This window comes from Ornithinibacillus halotolerans, from assembly GCF_014637405.1.
In the GTDB taxonomy this organism is placed as follows: Bacteria; Bacillota; Bacilli; order Bacillales; family Amphibacillaceae; genus Ornithinibacillus; species Ornithinibacillus halotolerans.
On record NZ_BMEY01000012.1, the window covers coordinates 21,446 to 39,153 of the forward strand.

The 17,708-nt window shown below is 32.5% G+C and carries 16 protein-coding genes and 1 pseudogene; 9 read left to right on the top strand and 8 right to left on the bottom strand.

All coding sequences use genetic code 11. The annotated features are described in order from the left end of the window. Positions 1–179: 179 nt before the first annotated feature. Both IEV35_RS12245 and IEV35_RS20180 read right to left on the bottom strand, forming a co-directional pair. Positions 180–515, bottom strand: a complete 336-nt coding sequence (locus tag IEV35_RS12245; protein WP_188384944.1) for a hypothetical protein — start codon at positions 513–515, stop codon at positions 180–182. 266 nt (positions 516–781) lie between these two features. Beyond that, complete coding sequence (locus IEV35_RS20180) at positions 782–892, bottom strand: putative holin-like toxin (protein WP_229740740.1); 111 nt, start codon at positions 890–892, stop codon at positions 782–784. A 390-nt stretch (positions 893–1,282) separates the two neighbouring features. Here IEV35_RS20180 and IEV35_RS12250 point away from each other — a divergent pair, with 390 nt between their 5' ends. Next, positions 1,283–1,681: a hypothetical protein gene (locus tag IEV35_RS12250; protein WP_229740741.1), complete on the top strand. Its 399-nt coding sequence runs from the start codon at positions 1,283–1,285 to the stop codon at positions 1,679–1,681. 456 nt (positions 1,682–2,137) lie between these two features. On the opposite strand, the gene IEV35_RS12255 is transcribed toward IEV35_RS12250, so the two are convergent. Both IEV35_RS12255 and IEV35_RS12260 read right to left on the bottom strand, forming a co-directional pair. Next, positions 2,138–2,428 (bottom strand): hypothetical protein, encoded by a 291-nt coding sequence (locus tag IEV35_RS12255; protein ID WP_188384946.1) that lies wholly within the window; start codon positions 2,426–2,428, stop codon positions 2,138–2,140. 13 nt (positions 2,429–2,441) lie between these two features. Continuing rightward, positions 2,442–2,705 (bottom strand): hypothetical protein, encoded by a 264-nt coding sequence (locus IEV35_RS12260; RefSeq protein ID WP_229740742.1) that lies wholly within the window; start codon positions 2,703–2,705, stop codon positions 2,442–2,444. Positions 2,706–2,876: 171 nt separating this feature from the next. Between IEV35_RS12260 and IEV35_RS12265 the strand changes: the two genes are divergently transcribed. The 5 genes from IEV35_RS12265 (at position 2,877) to IEV35_RS12285 (ending at position 8,765) form a co-directional block, all read left to right on the top strand. After that, a complete protein-coding gene (locus IEV35_RS12265) occupies positions 2,877–4,826 on the top strand; it encodes a hypothetical protein (RefSeq protein WP_188384948.1) in 1,950 nt (649 codons plus the stop codon). Next, positions 4,816–5,646: a hypothetical protein gene (locus tag IEV35_RS12270; protein WP_188384949.1), complete on the top strand. Its 831-nt coding sequence runs from the start codon at positions 4,816–4,818 to the stop codon at positions 5,644–5,646. Before IEV35_RS12265 ends, IEV35_RS12270 begins: the two co-directional genes overlap by 11 nt. 16 nt (positions 5,647–5,662) lie before the next feature. Beyond that, on the top strand, positions 5,663–6,436 hold the full coding sequence (locus IEV35_RS20185; RefSeq protein WP_229740743.1) for a DUF6339 family protein: 774 nt from the start codon (positions 5,663–5,665) through the stop codon (positions 6,434–6,436). Positions 6,437–6,520: 84 nt separating this feature from the next. Further along, the gene (locus IEV35_RS12280; protein ID WP_188384950.1) at positions 6,521–8,440 is read left to right on the top strand and encodes a 3'-5' exonuclease; all 1,920 of its coding nucleotides are present in this window, start codon (positions 6,521–6,523) and stop codon (positions 8,438–8,440) included. A 43-nt stretch (positions 8,441–8,483) separates the two neighbouring features. After that, a complete protein-coding gene (locus IEV35_RS12285) occupies positions 8,484–8,765 on the top strand; it encodes a hypothetical protein (protein WP_188384951.1) in 282 nt (93 codons plus the stop codon). A 182-nt stretch (positions 8,766–8,947) separates the two neighbouring features. On the opposite strand, the gene IEV35_RS12290 is transcribed toward IEV35_RS12285, so the two are convergent. After that, positions 8,948–10,189 (bottom strand): DNA cytosine methyltransferase, encoded by a 1,242-nt coding sequence (locus IEV35_RS12290; RefSeq protein ID WP_188384952.1) that lies wholly within the window; start codon positions 10,187–10,189, stop codon positions 8,948–8,950. Between the two features lie 131 nt (positions 10,190–10,320). Here IEV35_RS12290 and IEV35_RS12295 point away from each other — a divergent pair, with 131 nt between their 5' ends. Beyond that, positions 10,321–12,045: a hypothetical protein gene (locus IEV35_RS12295; protein ID WP_188384953.1), complete on the top strand. Its 1,725-nt coding sequence runs from the start codon at positions 10,321–10,323 to the stop codon at positions 12,043–12,045. A 291-nt stretch (positions 12,046–12,336) separates the two neighbouring features. On the opposite strand, the gene IEV35_RS12300 is transcribed toward IEV35_RS12295, so the two are convergent. Next, positions 12,337–12,729 carry a DUF3427 domain-containing protein gene (locus IEV35_RS12300; protein WP_188384954.1) on the bottom strand — a complete coding sequence of 131 codons (393 nt, stop codon included), beginning with the start codon at positions 12,727–12,729 and terminating at the stop codon, positions 12,337–12,339. 36 nt (positions 12,730–12,765) lie between these two features. Beyond that, positions 12,766–14,634 (bottom strand): DUF262 domain-containing protein, encoded by a 1,869-nt coding sequence (locus IEV35_RS12305; protein WP_188384955.1) that lies wholly within the window; start codon positions 14,632–14,634, stop codon positions 12,766–12,768. 368 nt (positions 14,635–15,002) lie between these two features. Here IEV35_RS12305 and IEV35_RS12310 point away from each other — a divergent pair, with 368 nt between their 5' ends. Next, entirely contained in the window at positions 15,003–16,445 is a 1,443-nt protein-coding gene (locus tag IEV35_RS12310; protein ID WP_188384956.1) for a hypothetical protein, read from the top strand. 78 nt (positions 16,446–16,523) lie between these two features. Here the strand turns inward: IEV35_RS12310 and IEV35_RS12315 are convergent. Further along, positions 16,524–17,223: pseudogene (locus IEV35_RS12315) on the bottom strand (YetF domain-containing protein). A 122-nt stretch (positions 17,224–17,345) separates the two neighbouring features. On the opposite strand from IEV35_RS12315, the gene IEV35_RS12320 reads away from it, so the two are divergent. Continuing rightward, positions 17,346–17,498, top strand: coding sequence for a hypothetical protein (locus IEV35_RS12320; RefSeq protein WP_229740744.1), 153 nt, complete (start codon positions 17,346–17,348; stop codon positions 17,496–17,498). The last annotated feature ends 210 nt before the right edge of the window (positions 17,499–17,708 follow it).

Sequence of the window (17,708 nt, forward strand, 5' to 3'; positions counted from 1 at the left end):
CAGATGGAGTACTCGACATTTATAGTATGAAATTTATCGGATTGGATGGTGAAAAAGGGTCCGAGACTAGTAGAAAAAATTGCGTAGGAGTACATTTATGGTGAGGAATAAGTAAATTGGAAAAATAGTTAGGCAGAGAAGTAATCGTAAACCCTAAAGCGGAACGATTACTTCTTAGGTTATGGATTAATTAAATTTTGAATATCTTCTTTCGAAAGTCGTTGCTTACTAATTTGTATTTTACCTTTTTGAATCTGTTGAAAGTCTATCTCGCCATCGATCATATTCTGTTCCGTTATGATACTTGGAATGGGATAATCAATTAGTTTTCCTGCAACGTCATAAAATAAATATCCTTCTTTTTCGTCATATATAAAAGAATTGATTTTCATGTTTGGTGTGATGAAAAGAGTTAGCTTTTCCTGTTCATTCCACATCATTTTGATGAGGATTTTTTTGCTTATTTTCTTTTCGACTAAAGATTTCCAGTTAGTTAGTGGGATGGATTGGGTCATGGGTTGTCCTCCAGGTATGGTATGAATTAGGTAAAGTTATAATCTATGTATAGTATATATTATACCGTTAATGCAATACATTGTGTTCTTAAGTATTGTCTGCTAGGTGCTCTTGACAGTATACTAGTGGAAAATTATACTAATAATAAGAAAAGGTGCAAAGTAGCTCCAACTACTATGCACCACAACTACAATACCGCATAAAGAGCGGTTGACCAATAAGTTGTGAATTGCAAAAAGAAGTAACTTTACCTTGGTCAGGGCGGTTACTTCTTTTTGTTTACTAGATAGACGACAATAGTTATGATTAATGTTAATCCTGCTGTTAATGAGAGACTATATTGGAATAGCAAACTCAGAGCTTCATATGTCGTCATCTATACCACCTCCCTTCATCAGGAAGATGGCCAACCGCCCACTATACTATGTAGTTGTTAGGAATATATTACCATATTATTGGGGTGTTTTGAATAGGGTAATAGAATGTTTGTTCTTGTTATGGTTACATTAAGTATTTATTTACTCTATCGAGAAACGGTTGTATAACAATAAATATTTAAGCTAACAGTTAAATATACTAAATAAATCGAGCGTTGTTAATGAAAAACTCTAGGACTGAAAAAATTACAATAATAGATTCGGTTATCAAAAGAATATGGAAAGAAGATCTAAGCAGGGATTATAATAATGGGTTCTTACTAAAAGAAGGTTCGATGAAAAATGCCTTTTATTTCCATCTGAGACATAGACTAGGAGAAGTGTTTTTATTGAATAATAATTTAAGAATCTTTACTGAATTTCACATGGAAGGTCAAAGAGTTGACTTAGTGATAGTAGAGATAAATCCTGATTTAATATGGAAAGAATCGTTAGAAGATTGTGTTATAGATATAGTTGCAACAATTGAAATGAAATTCAAGGGTCAAGGTGTAAATGACAGTCCTTTTTATAAGGATATTGAAAAGGTGATTCAGTATATAAACGGATGGGGAGTTAATACGAAACATTACTTAGCATTCATACAAGAGAAGTACTTCATTAAAGATGAAATTACATCTTGGTTGAGTGATGAACAGATTAATAGTTCGAAAGGAAAATTGGTAGAGTTATATTCATATTGGGATAATGAGACGGACGAGAGTGAGTGGATTGTGAAGGAGTATTAATACAAAAGTGCAAGAGCATATAAATTAAGTAATCCAAGCTGAACTACCTTGACAGTATATTAGTGGAAATTTATACTAATAATAAGAAAAGGTATTTAGTAGCGGTAACTACCAAGTACCATACAACTACAACCCGCATAAAGAGCGGTTGACCGGTTTGAAGACCATCACAAAAGAAGTAATCGCGACCAGTCCAGGGGCGGTTACTTCTTTCTGTTTATTAGATAGACGACAATCGTTATGACTAGTGTTAATCCTGCTGTGAATGAGAGACTATATTGAAATAGCAAACTCAGAGCTTCATATGTCGTCATCTTTACCACGTCCCTTCATCAGGAAGATGGCCAACCGCCCACTATACTATGTAGTTGTTAGGAATAATTTTACCATATTCTGGTTTAGTTTTGAATGATATTTTAGAATGTTTGTTCGTAGATTGTTACTTACTCTTAATAACTAACTAAATGGAAAACCCATCTTCCTGAAATCTTCACTATGATTAATAATGAAATCTTCACAATTAATCCACCTAACATCCTTTATGGCTTCTATATACTCATCTATATCTTCAAAGAGTAACAAAGCATTTGCTGGAAAATCCTCTAGATTACTTTCAAATACAATAATTCTTCCCTCATTTATTTTCCAGCTTTGATGAATTTTGCTATTATCCCATTCTCTAACCGTAAGTAACCCGGTCTTCTCATCCATGTACTTTGATAAATTAACATTAATTGTATTTCTCATGTAAAATTCCTTTCTATAATTTTATAAATTCCTCTATAGATAGCTTTTTGGATTGTACATAATGCTTCTCAGTTAAATAGCAGTCCATTACTTCTACTTCGGCTTTACTAATCAATACTTTAATAAATATTGGTGCATCGATATAACCGATATATTCATAGACAAATTTTTTATCTAATGTTGTCGTGATGGATTGAAACTCTAAATCAAAATATCCAATTTCATACAACAACCTTTCAATTCTTGGTTTGACCGTTTTATCCACTATTAAATTCATTCCTTATAGAAGATTTTGGATCATTATGTCTGAATAATATTAAATAAATACGATCGATTTTCATGATTAAGGTTGTCTAGTCATATTTACCTATGTAGATGTGATAGTATATAATTAGAAATTTTTATATTTAAAAAAGTTATTATTTAATTTAACTATTGGGGGATTCAAATGAGTACATTCTGGAACTTTCCAGCTGCTACTGGTGGAATGATTAACTCCATTAATAATGCTGGACTAGAAACATTTAGAGGAAATGCAATTGAATCATTAATTCGGGAAATTATCCAAAATGCTTTGGACGCGGTGAAGGACCCTAGTAAGCCAGTAGTAGTTGAGTTTCAAAGTTTTTCAACTAATACTAGAAACTTTCCAAACAAAAATGAACTAATTGATGTTTTTCATATGTGCGAACGGACTTGGAAAGGTCGTAATAAGAAAAGTGAAGAGTTTATAAAAGGTGCTCTTAACTATTTAAGTCAGGATACAATGAATTTCTTGCGTATCAGCGACTTTAACACGAAAGGCTTGGAAGGTGCTAAAGATGGAGAACTAGGCTCACCATGGTCTTCTTTAGTGAAAGAAGCTGGGTCATCTAATAAAGATGATAATTCAGGAGGAAGCTTTGGAATCGGAAAATCGGCTCCATTTCTTAATTCTAATATTCGAACGTTGTTTTATTCATCGCTCGATATAACTGGTTACCAATCACATATTGGTGTTGCTAATATTATGTCTTTCAAGAAAAATCATGACCAGATAACACTTGGTAATGGATACTATACAGACAATCCACATTCCCTTGCAATACCTGGTCAATTAAGATTAGATGATACATTCCATAGAAATGAAAGCGGTACAGATATTTTTATTCCTGCCTTTGAACCAACTTATGATGATTGGAAAGAAGAAGCAATAAAATCATTGTTATTTAATTTCTTCATCACTATTTTCCAAAAGAAATTAATCGTAAAGATTAACGACTTTGAAATTAATGACCAAAATATTGGGACCTTGATTAATAATTTAGAGGACAAGGAAGAAAATAGAGAACTACAGAATTACTTCTCTCTATTAAACTCAGATAAGACTATTAAAATACCGTATCCTGCTAAGAATTATAGGAAAGCTGGTATCTCGTTTGAAGAAGGAGAAGCAACATTATATCTTTTAAATGATTCAGAAGGTGAATTGAATCGCCGTGTACTGATGACAAGAAAAACAGGTATGCGTATTTTTGAACAAAAGAATATTAGTGGCAGTATTTCATTTACAGGAATTCTAATGATCACTGGTACAAACATGAACTCCATTTTCAAGCAGATGGAAAATCCTGCTCATAATGAATGGTCTCCTGAACGATATGAGAAGGATCCAAAAACAGCTGATAAAATTTACAAAGAATTACGTAAATTCATTCGTGATACAGTGAAAAGTAAATTCCAAGAGAAAATTACTGACGAAATGGATGCCGTTGGATTAAGCGATTTTCTACCAAATAAGAATCTAGATATGGAATCTCGAAATAGAACGGAATCATTGAATTCAACGATAAAAAACATTATTACGAAGACAAAGGATCAAGAGAATAAGAAAACTAAAAAGAAAAAAGGGAAAGACTTAAAAGATTTAGAAGAACAACTAGTTGGTGAATATGGGATTACACCCTCTGGAGATGAAGGTGGAAACGGTTTTGGAACCCATTCAGGCGGTGGAAATAATGGTGGTGGATTAACCAATCCTGATGGGGAAAATGAATTAGACCGAAACACTCCAGGAGATGTAGATAAACAAAGAGAACGTAAACCTAGTAAGAAACCAATAACAATAGAGCAAAAGTATGTTTGTTTAAATAAGGAAAAAGGCAAATACAAACTGATGATTTCTCCAAAAAAATCCTTAAACAGTGGAAGACTAGTATTTCGTGTAATGGGAGAACAGAATAATTATGATTTACCAATAAAACATGCTGCTACAAACGATTCCGAAGTAACAATAGAAAGTATAAGTGCGAACACGGTGTACGTGAATTCAATTACAAAAAATAAACGATTTGTACTAAATGTCGATATTGATTATCCAGAATACTGTGTAATGGAGGTAGAGCTCTATGAAAATTAATACATCCTATCCATACCCAGTTTTGTTCATGAATAATGATGATTACCTTAATTCTTCCTTTAATTCTTCCATAGAAGTACAGGAATCTTTTGGGGAAGTGAGAATACAAGTACGATTTGAATTAGATAATGATGGGATTAACAGTTTAATTGAGGATAAAAGAGCTACGTATCTTGTTCATATAGAATGTGGGCAAACAAGTTATCGTAATGCTTTTAGTAGCTTTAATAAAATACTAGATATTGCTATTCCATCAGAACTACTTCGTGGGAAAGTAGAGATTCACTCTTTCATTACTGCTAATGAAAGAATAGAAGATTATACGAATGACAAATTAAATGAATGGTATGCAGATAGTCTAATAACCTTTGAAAAAGGTAATATACTAGCAATCGGAGAAGCAATTGAGACGACATTGTATGAAGATAACACTGAATTATTGAATCTGCCATCGATTGTGAAAGTGATTAAGTCCCATCGAAATGAATTTATGGAAGTGGAGATTCAATCAGATACGATTACTGTTGCACTTCCAACTTATGAATATAACCAATATGCAACAAATGCCAAATCAAGATTGAAACAGACAATTCTATCGAATGTCATCTTACCAAGTTTAGTATATGTATTTTCAAAGATAAATGATAATCGAGATGATTTAGCTGAATACACTTGGTATCAAGTGCTAGAGAAAATTTTTGATGAAAATAATCTACGGATAGAAGATGTAGGGACAGATGCACTATCTTCTCTTAAAGCTGCACAAATGGTATTAAGAAAGCCTTTAAAAGCTAGCTTTGAAGAAATAGAGAAATTATAAGGAGGGTGGAATATAAATGAAGTTGAAATTTTTAGCGGATGAAACACTAATGGATTTACGGACAAATTTCCCTACGTATAAAGAACATTACTTTAATAGAGATAATGAATGGTTTGATAGATACTTTCAAGAGAATAATGGCATATTAGAATCAAAGATTGACTTTGAAATTCCGAATCTAAACTTTGATGAAGACTATTCGATAAGTGATCGGGAAAATGTAAAACTAGTATATGATGCACTAAAACATTTAACCATTTCACAGGCTACACAAGAGAGACTGTGGTCTGGACTAGTTCATACACAGTTTAGGGACTTTGCTTACTACCGGTTAAAGAATGAGATAGCAGCTCAAAACGAAAAACGTATTGAAACTGCAATGTTCTTTAAAAATGGTAAAAAACGCTCTCTATTTGTTCATATCTTAGCTAGACTTTGGTGGGTTGGCCATATGACATATGATGAAACAAATGAATCTAACCCTTATTGGCTTACGGATTTCTTTTGTGAAAAGGACTTCTCAGCCAGAAGTGTTGTTTTCTTTGCAAGTAACTTTACATCCAATCCTAATATCACCAAAGGAATATTGAAGACTCTAGTAAACTGGAAAGAATCTGGAATTGAGATTAAAAGAGATCATTTTGTTCAAGCTAATAAGTATTTGAACGTTGTTGGTGGGGCAATGATATTGGATATGCTGTCTACTGAGGAAGTGGAAGAGATGGTGGATGGGTATTTGCGGAGGTATTATGGGATTTCAAAGATTGGAGAGAAGATTGTCGTAATTTAAACTAGAGGGGAAAAATTGACAAGTAACGACTAAATTTTCAAAAAATATGTTACTATTAAAGAAAAAGACGCGTAGGTGAATACTGTGGCAATTACGGTTCCTGAAACCATTCGTAGAACAGCAACTGCTGGGGAACGTCAGTTGTTTAATACTTTAAAAGAATATCTACCAGATGATTATATTGTCTATTATGAACCCGAAATAAATGGGAAACGCCCTGATTTCGTAATCATAGGCCCTGATTTAGGGCTTATTGTGTTAGAAGTAAAAGATTATGTAAAATCTTCTTTATTTCAAATCAACCAGGATACTTGGACATTATATACAACTAGTGGTGAGCAAACGACAGTAAAAAATCCGTTACTTCAAGCTCGGGAATATATGTTTCACATCTCTGATCGTTTGAAAAAAGATGCAAATCTTGTTAACCACGAAGGGAAATATAAGTTTAAATTAAAGTTTCCTTGTGGTTATGGTGCTGTATTTACTAGGATGTACCAAAAGGATTTTATAGAATATCAATTATACAACGTCGTAGAACCAGGAATGTCCCTTACTCGTGATGAAATAGATCCAAGCCATGAACTTTTTGATGAAGAAGTATTGATTGAAAAAATATTAAATATGTTTACTGTTCCTTATCGATTAAGAGAACCATTAACTTATGAAGACATTAATGCAATTCGTTATCATCTGTTCCCAGAAGTGAGAATTAGTGCTGAATTTAAAGAGCCGATTCCTCACCAAGACCATTTATTATTATCGTTACATGATATTAAGACAATGGATCTTCATCAGGAAAATCTAGCTAAACAACTAGGTGATAAAAACCGGCTTATCCGAGGAGTTGCAGGTAGTGGGAAGACGCTAATATTAGCAAGTAGGGCCAAGTTATTAGCAAAGGAACATCCAGATTGGAAGATTCTTATTTTATGCTATAACATTTCCTTGGCACAGAATATCCGTCATATTATTAATAATATGTTTGAGGAACAAAGAGATCTCTTTGATTTTGACTTTGAGATAGAAGAAGGACCTGAGAAAGAAATAAAGCATAACATTGAGGTTTTTAATTTCCACGCATGGATTAAAAATAAACTTAAAATAGGTGAACATCATATACCATCCATTATTAAGTTGCTAGATGAAGGTAATGCAATTTTGCCGCAATATGATGCAGTAATGATAGATGAAGGACAAGATTTCGAGAAAGAATGGTTTCAACTCGTTAGCCGATTATTAAATCCTGAAACACAATCCTTATTATTAGTGGAAGACCGTGCCCAAGATATATACAAAAGAAAAAGAAGTTATGTACAAGACACAGGCTTAGATTTTCGCGGACGCTCAAAGATACTAACGATTAACTATAGGAATACGGCACAAATTGTTAAATTTGCATGGGATTTTTATCAAAAACATTCAGAACTCAAAAATAAAATTGTTGAAAGAGGTTTTGAAGGAGAGATTATTGCTCCACAAAGCACAAAGCGAAAAGGGCCAGAACCAGCAATTATCAAACGAAATAGCTTTAAACAAGAAATGATGGAAGTCGTGAAGATAATGAAACGACTACATACAGATAATAAAGTTCCATATGACGAGATGATCATACTATATCGTGTAAAACGATCTAAAAATGCTGATTACATAGCAACTATTAAATGGGCCTTAGCCCAGGCTGATATTCCCTATTATTGGATAACGGAATCTGCTGTAGCTAAAAGAAATTATAAGAAAGATGATGGTAATGTTAAAGTAAGCACCATCGACTCTAGTAAAGGATTAGACTTTCAGGCTGTTTTTATTGTTAATGTAGATAATATGCCATTTGCATTGGAGGAAGACCCTGAAAGAGAGGCTTCTTTACTATACATTGCAATGACGAGGGCACAGAATTACTTAAGTTTAAGTTATTCGGGTGAGTCAGAGTTTACTACGTATCTTGATGAGGTAAGAGAGAAGCGGAGTAGGGTTATTAGGTTGCGAGAAATGCATAGGTGAATTTTATTTAAAGATCTAAATTATCTTTGGGGGATCGAATAAAATGAAACAGAAAGAAGAATTTATTAGTTGGTTAAATAATCATACTAAATTGTCGCCCTCAACTAGCGAAAAGTATGCGGGTGCTATTAATACTATATCTAAAGAGTTAAAGAGCTATAATTTAATAGATAGTAGTTTGTATTATTTTGAGGATCCAGTTATCATAGAAACTTATAAACTGAAGTATCTTTCAATAGAAGAATTCAAAGTAAAGGATTCCCGTGGAAATAGAATGTATAGTAACGCCTTAAAACGATATAAAGAATATCTTGAATCGAAATAATAAATAGAATAGGGTCTTAAGATCAGGGGTTACCAGTTGCAATAGGATGAATGTTTGTCATTAATAAAGGATTTAGGGACGTTTAGTGGGGATTGATTAGAATTATTAATTTCTAACAACAAGGTTACCTTTAATACCGTGAGTTTAGATACTAGGGACAGAATACTGTCCCTAAATTTCAATTAACTACGTTGTTTAAGGGTATCAAGATTTTCCTTTGCCCATTGTGCAATTGGCATTGCTATTGCTTTAGCCAAGCTAACTGGAACTGCATTTCCAATTTGCTTATATTGTTTATTTAGCCTATTGTTCTTACTGGATTTCATATTACCTCCATCAGAAAACTTAAACCAATCAGGGAAAGTTTGAATCCTTGCAATCTCCCTTACAGACAATCTTCGGTGTAAAGATTCATCCCCTGGAAGAATCCAATAATCTTTGTCCAATTTAATCATTTCAGGACCACTTGGATGTAATGGTGCTTGTCTACCAGATGCTTGTATAGTAAAGCTTTGTTCTTTCCATTTCTTTTTCCTATTTCGTGATAAGTATATTGGTGAATACCCACCTTCAAACCAATCACCAGGATTTTTCTCAAGATCACCAATTGCATCTTTTAAAGTGACATAAGGTAATTTGCCTTCATCGGCTCCATGTGTTGGTTCTGGAAAAATATACTTAAAATCAATATCCTCTCTTATACCAACAATAAATACTCTTTCTCTTAGTTGAGGTACACCATAATCTCTTGCATTAACAAGTTGAAACTTAACATTATAACCAGCTGAAGTAAAGTCTTGGATAATTTGTTTGATTACTTCCCCCTTTCCAAGAGTGAGCATACCCTTCACATTCTCTGCGATGAAAGCAATAGGTCTGGCTTGTATTAGACAACGAATAAAATGAATATATAAAAAGTTTCGTTCGTCATCAATCAGTCTAGGTCCTGCTTCACTGAATCCTGGGCACGGAAAACCACCAAGTACCAGATCAGCTTTTGGAAAGTGCTTAATTTTTCGTATATCCTGGTTACTTTGAAATGTTGAAGGGAAATTTACTTTGTATGATTCATTCGCTTCTTTGAATAGATCATTTGTATATATCGTATGAAATAAGCTTTGATCTCGAATATCATCATATTTTTCCTTTCTTTTAAATGCCTCAAGTGCTTTTTCCTCTCCAATCATTGCAGCTAAACCAGCAAGTTCTATACCTAAATCTAATCCCCCACAGCCAGAAAATAAGCTTATTACATTAATTTTGTCATTACGGGGATTTAGTTTTGGAGGAGTATCATTCTGTTCAATATCCTCTATGGCCTTTTGTTCCTCTGATATCTTATTTATAAGAAGTTTTTTAACTTCATCTTTATTGTAGTCTTTTAAAGGGCGGTATTTAGCTCGTCCTCTTTCATCTATTTTCATGATATATACCTCCCAAAATAATAGTAGTATTTATTTTATCATTAAAGGTCCATAATGGCCAGTATTTTAGTTTGTGTAAAAATTCTTATAAATTTGTATTATGAGATATAATAAAAGAAGAGGTGTTAAATATGCAGACAAACCCAAGGAAAATCGGCGATAAGCATGTATTTTTAGTTCATCAAGCTTTAACTAGATCCTTGAATAAATTACCAATCGAGGATTTTACTAAGACAGTTAAAAAAACTGTTGATTTTATAACAAAATTATATCCAAATATTACTTCGGTAACTTCCAAATTTGAACAAGAAAACACAAATGTAGCTAAAGACCTAACTTTATATCTAGATGATGGTACTACTAAAATGGTTAATTTGTTCTTGATTAAAAAGAACGGAAAGATTCAAGCCAAAAACATAGGAGCAAAAAGTTTTTTTTCCAAATATTTTCTCTCTGATTCTGTACAAGAAAAGTTTAATGAACAACTTGAAAAATACTATTTGGAGTACTTAAAAGCTATTGCTAAAGAAACAGGCGAAAACTACATTAGTAGTGATACGAAAGAATTAAAAAAGATTATATCCACCCACTTTCCAAAGTTTACAACAGAAATAGAGCAACACCGAAACAAACTTTTGTATAGTTTGCGAGAGGAATGTTTTACTCTACTTAAGGATTCTTATAATAATAAAGATAGAGGCTATTATCATGCCTATCATACCTTGTTTATGACCGATGAAACCACAGTAATTACAAGATATGGAAAGTACGATAGCGATGTGAAAGTAGAAAGGTTTAGTCCCAGCAGTCCTTATTTTAATCTTATAGAGATCTATAAAACCGGGAAGAACACAGTAGGTATTAAGTATGGGGAAACAGCATTAACATTACGATTTAAGTTTGAAAGTGGTCCAATTTCTTCAATAAAACTTGCAACTAGCTATGACAAATTTCCGAGTGAGAACGAGAATGAAATGAATAATATAAAAACCAAACACAAAATGTTTTTATTGTTAGATAATCATAAATACCAAAAGGGAAGTAATCAAAGTAACGCTATTGGAAAATGCCATGAAGCAATAACTTATTATTATTTTTTAGAATACTATCCAAATATTAAACAAGTTGACCAAGATGATTGCGTTGAGTTAATAAGCAAATATTCAAATATAGTTAAACCAGATGTTTTAAAAGATATTTTTAATTCAACATCTACAATTGTTCCTGTAATTAGGGAAAAATTATATGAGAAGTACCAAGACTATGAAATTGAAAGTATTGAGTTGGTTCCGGATAGTTATATAGAAGATAAACTAAGTACTGGAGATATAAAATTGATTTTAAGAATTAATGAAAAATATAAGGTAGAAACTATCTCTCTAAAAGCGTTGGCAAAAAGAAGTAGTAAACTTACAACAAAAAACCCTGGTGTAGGTTCAATACTAGGACCAACATATTTCAATGTGGGTGATCTTACACCTACTGTTAGAGATGTTAAGGAAAGGTTTTTGCGTGGTGATTTAGACCATACGGAAAGTTTACAAGAGCTTGCTATTGAACTTGGTAGACAATTAGAGCAGACATCACAGAATAATTTAAAGCGAGGTATCGAAAATCTACTTGGAAAGTCAATAGTGGCAATTACGTTCTATAGAGAAGGTTCAAGTATTTGTAAAGAGCATAATAAGATTAAAAGTGTTGTGAAAGTACTTGTGAAAACCCCATCATCAACCCAAAATACATTAATATGGAATAATGGTTTGGAGTTAATAAGTCTACGTATGAAATTTAGTAGAAGTCAAAAGTATGGATGGTCATCAGTTAAATTGGTTTCTGAGTATCAATTAACCGAGTAATTAATGATATATTTATTAATTATTGAAGTTAATACTGCAGTGATAGAAAAAATTTCAAATTAATACTTATTTAAATGATATTAAACTAATAGGAAGGTTAGCCAAGGTTTACAGTTAATTACTGATGAGAAGGGATAATAATCAATATGGGAATCTAGATAATAATATATAATTCATTTTAAATTCATTATAATAAAAGCAGAAACTAGCCAGCAAGGTACCTTCTGCTTTTATTTATAGATATTATGTTTGGAAAAATCATAGTAATTTATTAGTCTAGTTATATATTTATTAATTATTTAATTTCCAAATTATTTTTACAGGCTTTTGATTATGTGCTTCCTTCACAATGCCTTTACCATTGTATGTAAATTTACTTTTTATATTTTCTCTGGTAAATATATAAATATTTCCAGAGGGATTTATCATTTTCTGAATTGATGGCGTTTTTAAGGAATGGTTATTTTTACTAAACCATTGAAAAAGTCTGTCATCAATGAATTTATTATCATAGTTATGCCCAGTACTACCTGCAGTATTAATGTTAGCAAAGATAAATATGTCATTATTATAGATAGTATATCCGGTATTCCATATGCCACCTTGTCTTTCACCTGGTACACCGATTATCCTGTAAAGATCGTTTCTTGAATATAATTGTCCAACTACAAAAGGTTCATTCATTATATTTCTCCCTAGGAAAGTTATAAGTTATTTTTCTTATATAGATATAGAACTAACAGATTTCTCTGAAACTAAATAGGATACTAATTTTGCAATATCTTCTCCTCTTTGGTCTATATCTTGTTTAGACCAAATCGATTTATTATCTATTACATAATTTGGTTGATACTCGTTTATCAAATTATTGTAAGCAGCTGTTTTTCCGCCTTTTACCGAGGTTTCTATCTTTTTTACGATTGTCTTTGTCATAATGAAATCTGTTCTTTCATAAGCACTAATTTTCTCATCAAAACTTGCATTTCCAAGTCCAGAGTTTTCTGCGCCATATAATAGAGTTAAGTTACCAATGTGATTCAAATATTCTTCATACTCTTCGACGCTGTTAAAGCCGTAATCGTTAATATTAATTTTAAGAGAACGAGATAGTATGTGCTCTACTGATATTTTTTTACCTCTAGGAACAGTTATGATTGAAGTATTATTATTAAAGTATAGTTCAATAAACTTTAGCATATCTATTGCTTTTTTTTGTGCATTCCCTTGAGCATTTGAAAAATTTCTAGTTGGAATAATATTTTCTATTACTTTTCGTCTTTCATCTATCCTTTTATTAATTTGAGTGACAATTTTATCTACTCTATCTTCATCAGATGTGTCAGTATTTAATATAGAATTAATTAAAATAGGAATTTCCTTTTCGATCACGTTAGTTTGTGTATATGAAAATATAACAGAAGCACCAAATCTGACAGCTGCATCTAGAACTTTTTCTTTTATTTTCTGATCGCTATCATAAAACTTCATCAATAATGGGTGAAATTGCTTTAATCTGAACAACTTAAATAAAATAAACATATTTTGATGATTACTATAGTTATTACTGTCAGGATTTCTTTCAATATCCTGATACTGTTGCGATATCCTCAGTAATTTTCTTGATAAAGGAAGGATTTCGTTAGAGTTAACTCTTGGTTTTTTATTTTTATCTTTATCAAAGAAATCAAATAAATCATTTTGCTTAACGTTTCTTCCAAATTCAGCTACTACAAAATGCTTCATAAATGTAGAGGAAGCAACTTTTTTCTTTTTATTAATTTGAAGGTTATTTAAAAAACCACTCCAATTATTATTAAATTCATCAAGTTCGGACTTCCCATAACCTGCAGTACTTAATTGTTTAAGAAATAAATTCTTTACTAGATCAAGCGGTTCCAATGACCGTCCCCTGTCATTCAATACTTCAAACAATTGAAAAGCTTTTGATTGTGATGGAGCTGTAGTTACTATCAATTTAACCTTTGTACGTAAGTAAACTATAAATCTTGCAAGTTGTGTTTCGTCAAGTGTTTGTATATTTTCTACTATTGTATTATAAACTGCCTCAATATTCTCATCGGAAGTAACTCGTGGTTCTGCTGTTTCAACATCCCTTATTAAAGCTCTATAATATTCCCCAAAAGGTAGAGAAGGCTCATGGGTAATTTTAAGTCCTAAGAATTCCCCAGCATCATCAAGATTGTTAAAACCTTTTTCAAGGTCTCCTAATCTTTGTAGCCACTGTCTATGTTTAGGTGAAGAAGTATCATAAGCCTTCGTTTTGACAACTTCGAAGAGCGCTTTAAAAGTCAAAGACAAAGTGGTCAATCTTTGTTGACCATCTACTACCAACCATCTATCTCCTGCATCAATTAGTACGACATTTCCGAGTAAATAGCCTTGTAGATTGCTAGTTTCTGTATTAAAGCTATTGGTATCTTCTGCAAAGTCTAGGAAGAGTTCATCAGCTTCTTCACTAGTCCATACAAAGTCTCTTTGGAAGTCTGGGATATGAAAGGTTTTATTATTATTTAATATCACTTCATTTAAATTATTCATTTCTGAACGAATTTCACCTTGGATTTCCAAATAATCAGCCTCCATTCCAAAGTATTTTTAAATTACTGTTAATTCTATTAGATCACTAAAAAATAAAAAGATCAAATGATAGAAATAGTAATTATTGCACAAGGCTTTTTAACTATTTATTAGTGTGCATTTTAGTCTCTAAATGCAAAAATATTTTTATTTTTTAACCGAAATATAAAGAGTGTTTATTGCATAATTATATAAAGGAATAGTTTGGTCTTTATTAATTAATAATTAGATCGTTATTTACTATTACTAATTAACTGCGATTTTCAGATTAGCAGGAAATAATTTTTATTCGTCGAATTATTATATTTAAAGAAAGATAATAAGAGAAGGAATATTTAACTAGAGCTGTACTAGCTAGTATGGCTCTCTTGGCGTACAAAGAAGTTTTAGACACTCTTCAAAACAGAAAGGAGCGAAACAAAATCAACATCCAAACCCTATTAACCAACCTAACCAAACAACGACCAATCTTCCATTCCGAAGCAGACTTCAAACACGCCTTAGCTTGGACCATTCAAGAAACATACCCAGAAAGCACCATCCGCCTAGAGAAGAAAATAAAAGCTAATGACAGAAACATACACCTTGATATTCTCGTAAACTATCAATCTAAAAACTATGCATTAGTAACTTACTACAAGACTAAAGCTTTGGAATGTACCATCGTTGGGGAAGATTTTACATTAAGTGAGCAGGGAGACCAGGTCCAAGGACGCTATGATGTCGTGAAGGCCCTGGAGAACTTAGAGCAACTCGTTCAAGACAGAGTAGTAGATCAAGCAGTACTTATTTTTCTCACCAATGATGCAGCTTACTCGACTAATTTTGTAGGAAGTAGAATTACAAATGATTATGATTTTAGACTTCATGAGGGGAATGAACTTAGTGGCCAGTTACGCTGGAGGGAAACTGCGCCTACAGAGGACAGAGCCTCTGCTATTACACTAGACAATCATTATCAAATTAGTTGGAATCCGTATAGTAAAATCGACAGCTCTTTTCAAGGAGAGTTTCATTCTCTTTTACTCACGGTTGAAGGAGAAGAACATGACTTACAGGAGTTAGAAGAAAAGCAAGAAGAGAGTCAAACGAATGATATAGAGATAGAAAACAGAACTATTGAAGAACCAGAAGTTATAGAAGAACAAAAGCCAGAACCAATTCCCGAGCCAATATTGGAATCACACAAAGAAAACGAAACTCCTCATTGGTTCACAACTTTTGCCAATAAACGCCTAATTCCTAGTTCACAATTTGATTTTAGAGACAAATTAGCATCAGAACTACGAACAAGTGGGTACTCGGTAGAGATTAATAAGTGGTTTGAAGAAGATAGAGTTGCTTTATTTGCTTCAAAAGGTAATGAGAAGATCGCAATAGAGCTTCGCTACAAAACGGCTCTCTTACGGACGATTTATAAAGATAATCGTATTTATCTATCTGATCAACGAGCGCAAGATGTTTCAAGGTATGATTATTTACGTGATTTAAGCAAAATGGAAGAAGTAGTGAAGCAAAATCCAGAGGTAAAGGGCTTTACGATATTATTAACGAATGATCACCTATACTGGTCTCCACCTAAAAAAGAGAATCCGGTAGATGAGGCATTTCGAATTCATGATGGTGCTACTATTTCTGGCACGCTTACATGGAGAGAGGAAGCTTCGTTTGGAACAACATTAGGAAGAGAAGAACCGATAACTTTCTCAAACACTTATCAAATGAAGTGGCAACCATATGTAGAGTTGGGCGATGATAAGAATGAAGAGTTTCGGGTTTTAATAAATGAAGTAACTATATGAAGAATAGTAAAAATAGAGCTAAATTAGTAAGATTAGCTCTATTTTTGATTTAACAGACAAGACCACAAATTTCTTTACTCAATTTAACAACTGGTCGTCCTTATTATCGATATAAAGGCTACCATCGGTCTGAACCTCTGCAAAAAACACCTCTGATACAGAACTTATACCAGCATTTTGCAATTGTTGCTCCAGCCATTCAGTATCTAGATTTAAACGAGTAAGATTGTTTGTATTAATGATGCCATCCGAAATAACTTCTGTAGCGCTTGGATAAATCTTACTTTGTTTGGAGATTTGTAGATCTCCTTTTGTAACGGGTTGCATATTTTCCTTTTTCATAACAGAAAGCTTTCCGCTTGTTTCAAATATGGCAAATTCTACATCCTTTAGTGAGAAAACATCTTTCTGGCGTAGCATGGAGTTTAATGAGTCAATATCCAATTGGGTTTTGCGAAGGGAGTTTTCCATAATCTTACCTTCTTTTATAACAACAATCGGTTCACCGGTTGTTAGCTTTCTAACACTTTTTAATTTAATGTCCATAAACGCCATAGCGATTGTAAATATCGCCCATCCAACAATAGCAATAGTACCGTTTCGAATACTAAGATTACTATTAACCGCTAAGTTCGCTGTAATCGGATCCTATAGCAATAGCGGATACAAAATTAAAGAAGGTCATTTGACTGATTTCTTTACGCCCCATAATTCGTGTTGTTATAAACAATACGACAAAAGCTATTATTAATCTAATAAGTAGTTCAGATAGTTCCAAAAAAGTTACCACCTTTACATAATCATAAAATAGGGATGATTATATATTGCCCTTAGAACAATTCGTTATTCTGAATATACTGAGGGTTATTTGCTTTTAAGTCGATAATTCAAGTTTCCGAGGTGAAAATGTTTATAAGAACCCGTCCGTATACATTTACCACATTTTCACCTTTGGACATGGAACTAATTCAATCTAACAAAGTTAAACTAGCAATCATCTATGTCATTACTTCCGTTATATTAGCTGCTATTTCAGCAGTGATTGGTTTTTAAATTTTAGCTTATTATATTTAATGAATAACGTTTCTGTAATTCGAAAACTGGATTTACACTATTCTAGGGACGGTTATCATGCTTCATTTTGAAGTGTGATAACCGTCTCCTTGCTTTCTTCAAAAAAAATAATTGGAACGTTTTCGAGAACCTGAATGTCTAATAGGTAGATTAATTGAATAAGTGAATGAAAGTTGATTCCTAATCTAG

What these genes read in the sequence shown, in the direction of transcription:
- IEV35_RS12260 (WP_229740742.1), bottom strand. Translation starts at nt 2,705, where the DNA reads ATGAATTTAATAGTGGATAAAACGGTCAAACCAAGAATTGAAAGGTTG.
- IEV35_RS12265 (WP_188384948.1), top strand. Translation starts at nt 2,877, where the DNA reads ATGAGTACATTCTGGAACTTTCCAGCTGCTACTGGTGGAATGATTAAC.
- IEV35_RS12245 (WP_188384944.1), bottom strand. Translation starts at nt 515, where the DNA reads ATGACCCAATCCATCCCACTAACTAACTGGAAATCTTTAGTCGAAAAG.
- IEV35_RS20185 (WP_229740743.1), top strand. Translation starts at nt 5,663, where the DNA reads ATGAAGTTGAAATTTTTAGCGGATGAAACACTAATGGATTTACGGACA.
- IEV35_RS12285 (WP_188384951.1), top strand. Translation starts at nt 8,484, where the DNA reads ATGAAACAGAAAGAAGAATTTATTAGTTGGTTAAATAATCATACTAAA.
- IEV35_RS20180 (WP_229740740.1), bottom strand. Translation starts at nt 892, where the DNA reads ATGACGACATATGAAGCTCTGAGTTTGCTATTCCAATATAGTCTCTCA.
- IEV35_RS12270 (WP_188384949.1), top strand. Translation starts at nt 4,816, where the DNA reads ATGAAAATTAATACATCCTATCCATACCCAGTTTTGTTCATGAATAAT.
- IEV35_RS12290 (WP_188384952.1), bottom strand. Translation starts at nt 10,189, where the DNA reads ATGAAAATAGATGAAAGAGGACGAGCTAAATACCGCCCTTTAAAAGAC.
- IEV35_RS12255 (WP_188384946.1), bottom strand. Translation starts at nt 2,428, where the DNA reads ATGAGAAATACAATTAATGTTAATTTATCAAAGTACATGGATGAGAAG.
- IEV35_RS12310 (WP_188384956.1), top strand. Translation starts at nt 15,003, where the DNA reads ATGGCTCTCTTGGCGTACAAAGAAGTTTTAGACACTCTTCAAAACAGA.
- IEV35_RS12295 (WP_188384953.1), top strand. Translation starts at nt 10,321, where the DNA reads ATGCAGACAAACCCAAGGAAAATCGGCGATAAGCATGTATTTTTAGTT.
- IEV35_RS12300 (WP_188384954.1), bottom strand. Translation starts at nt 12,729, where the DNA reads ATGAATGAACCTTTTGTAGTTGGACAATTATATTCAAGAAACGATCTT.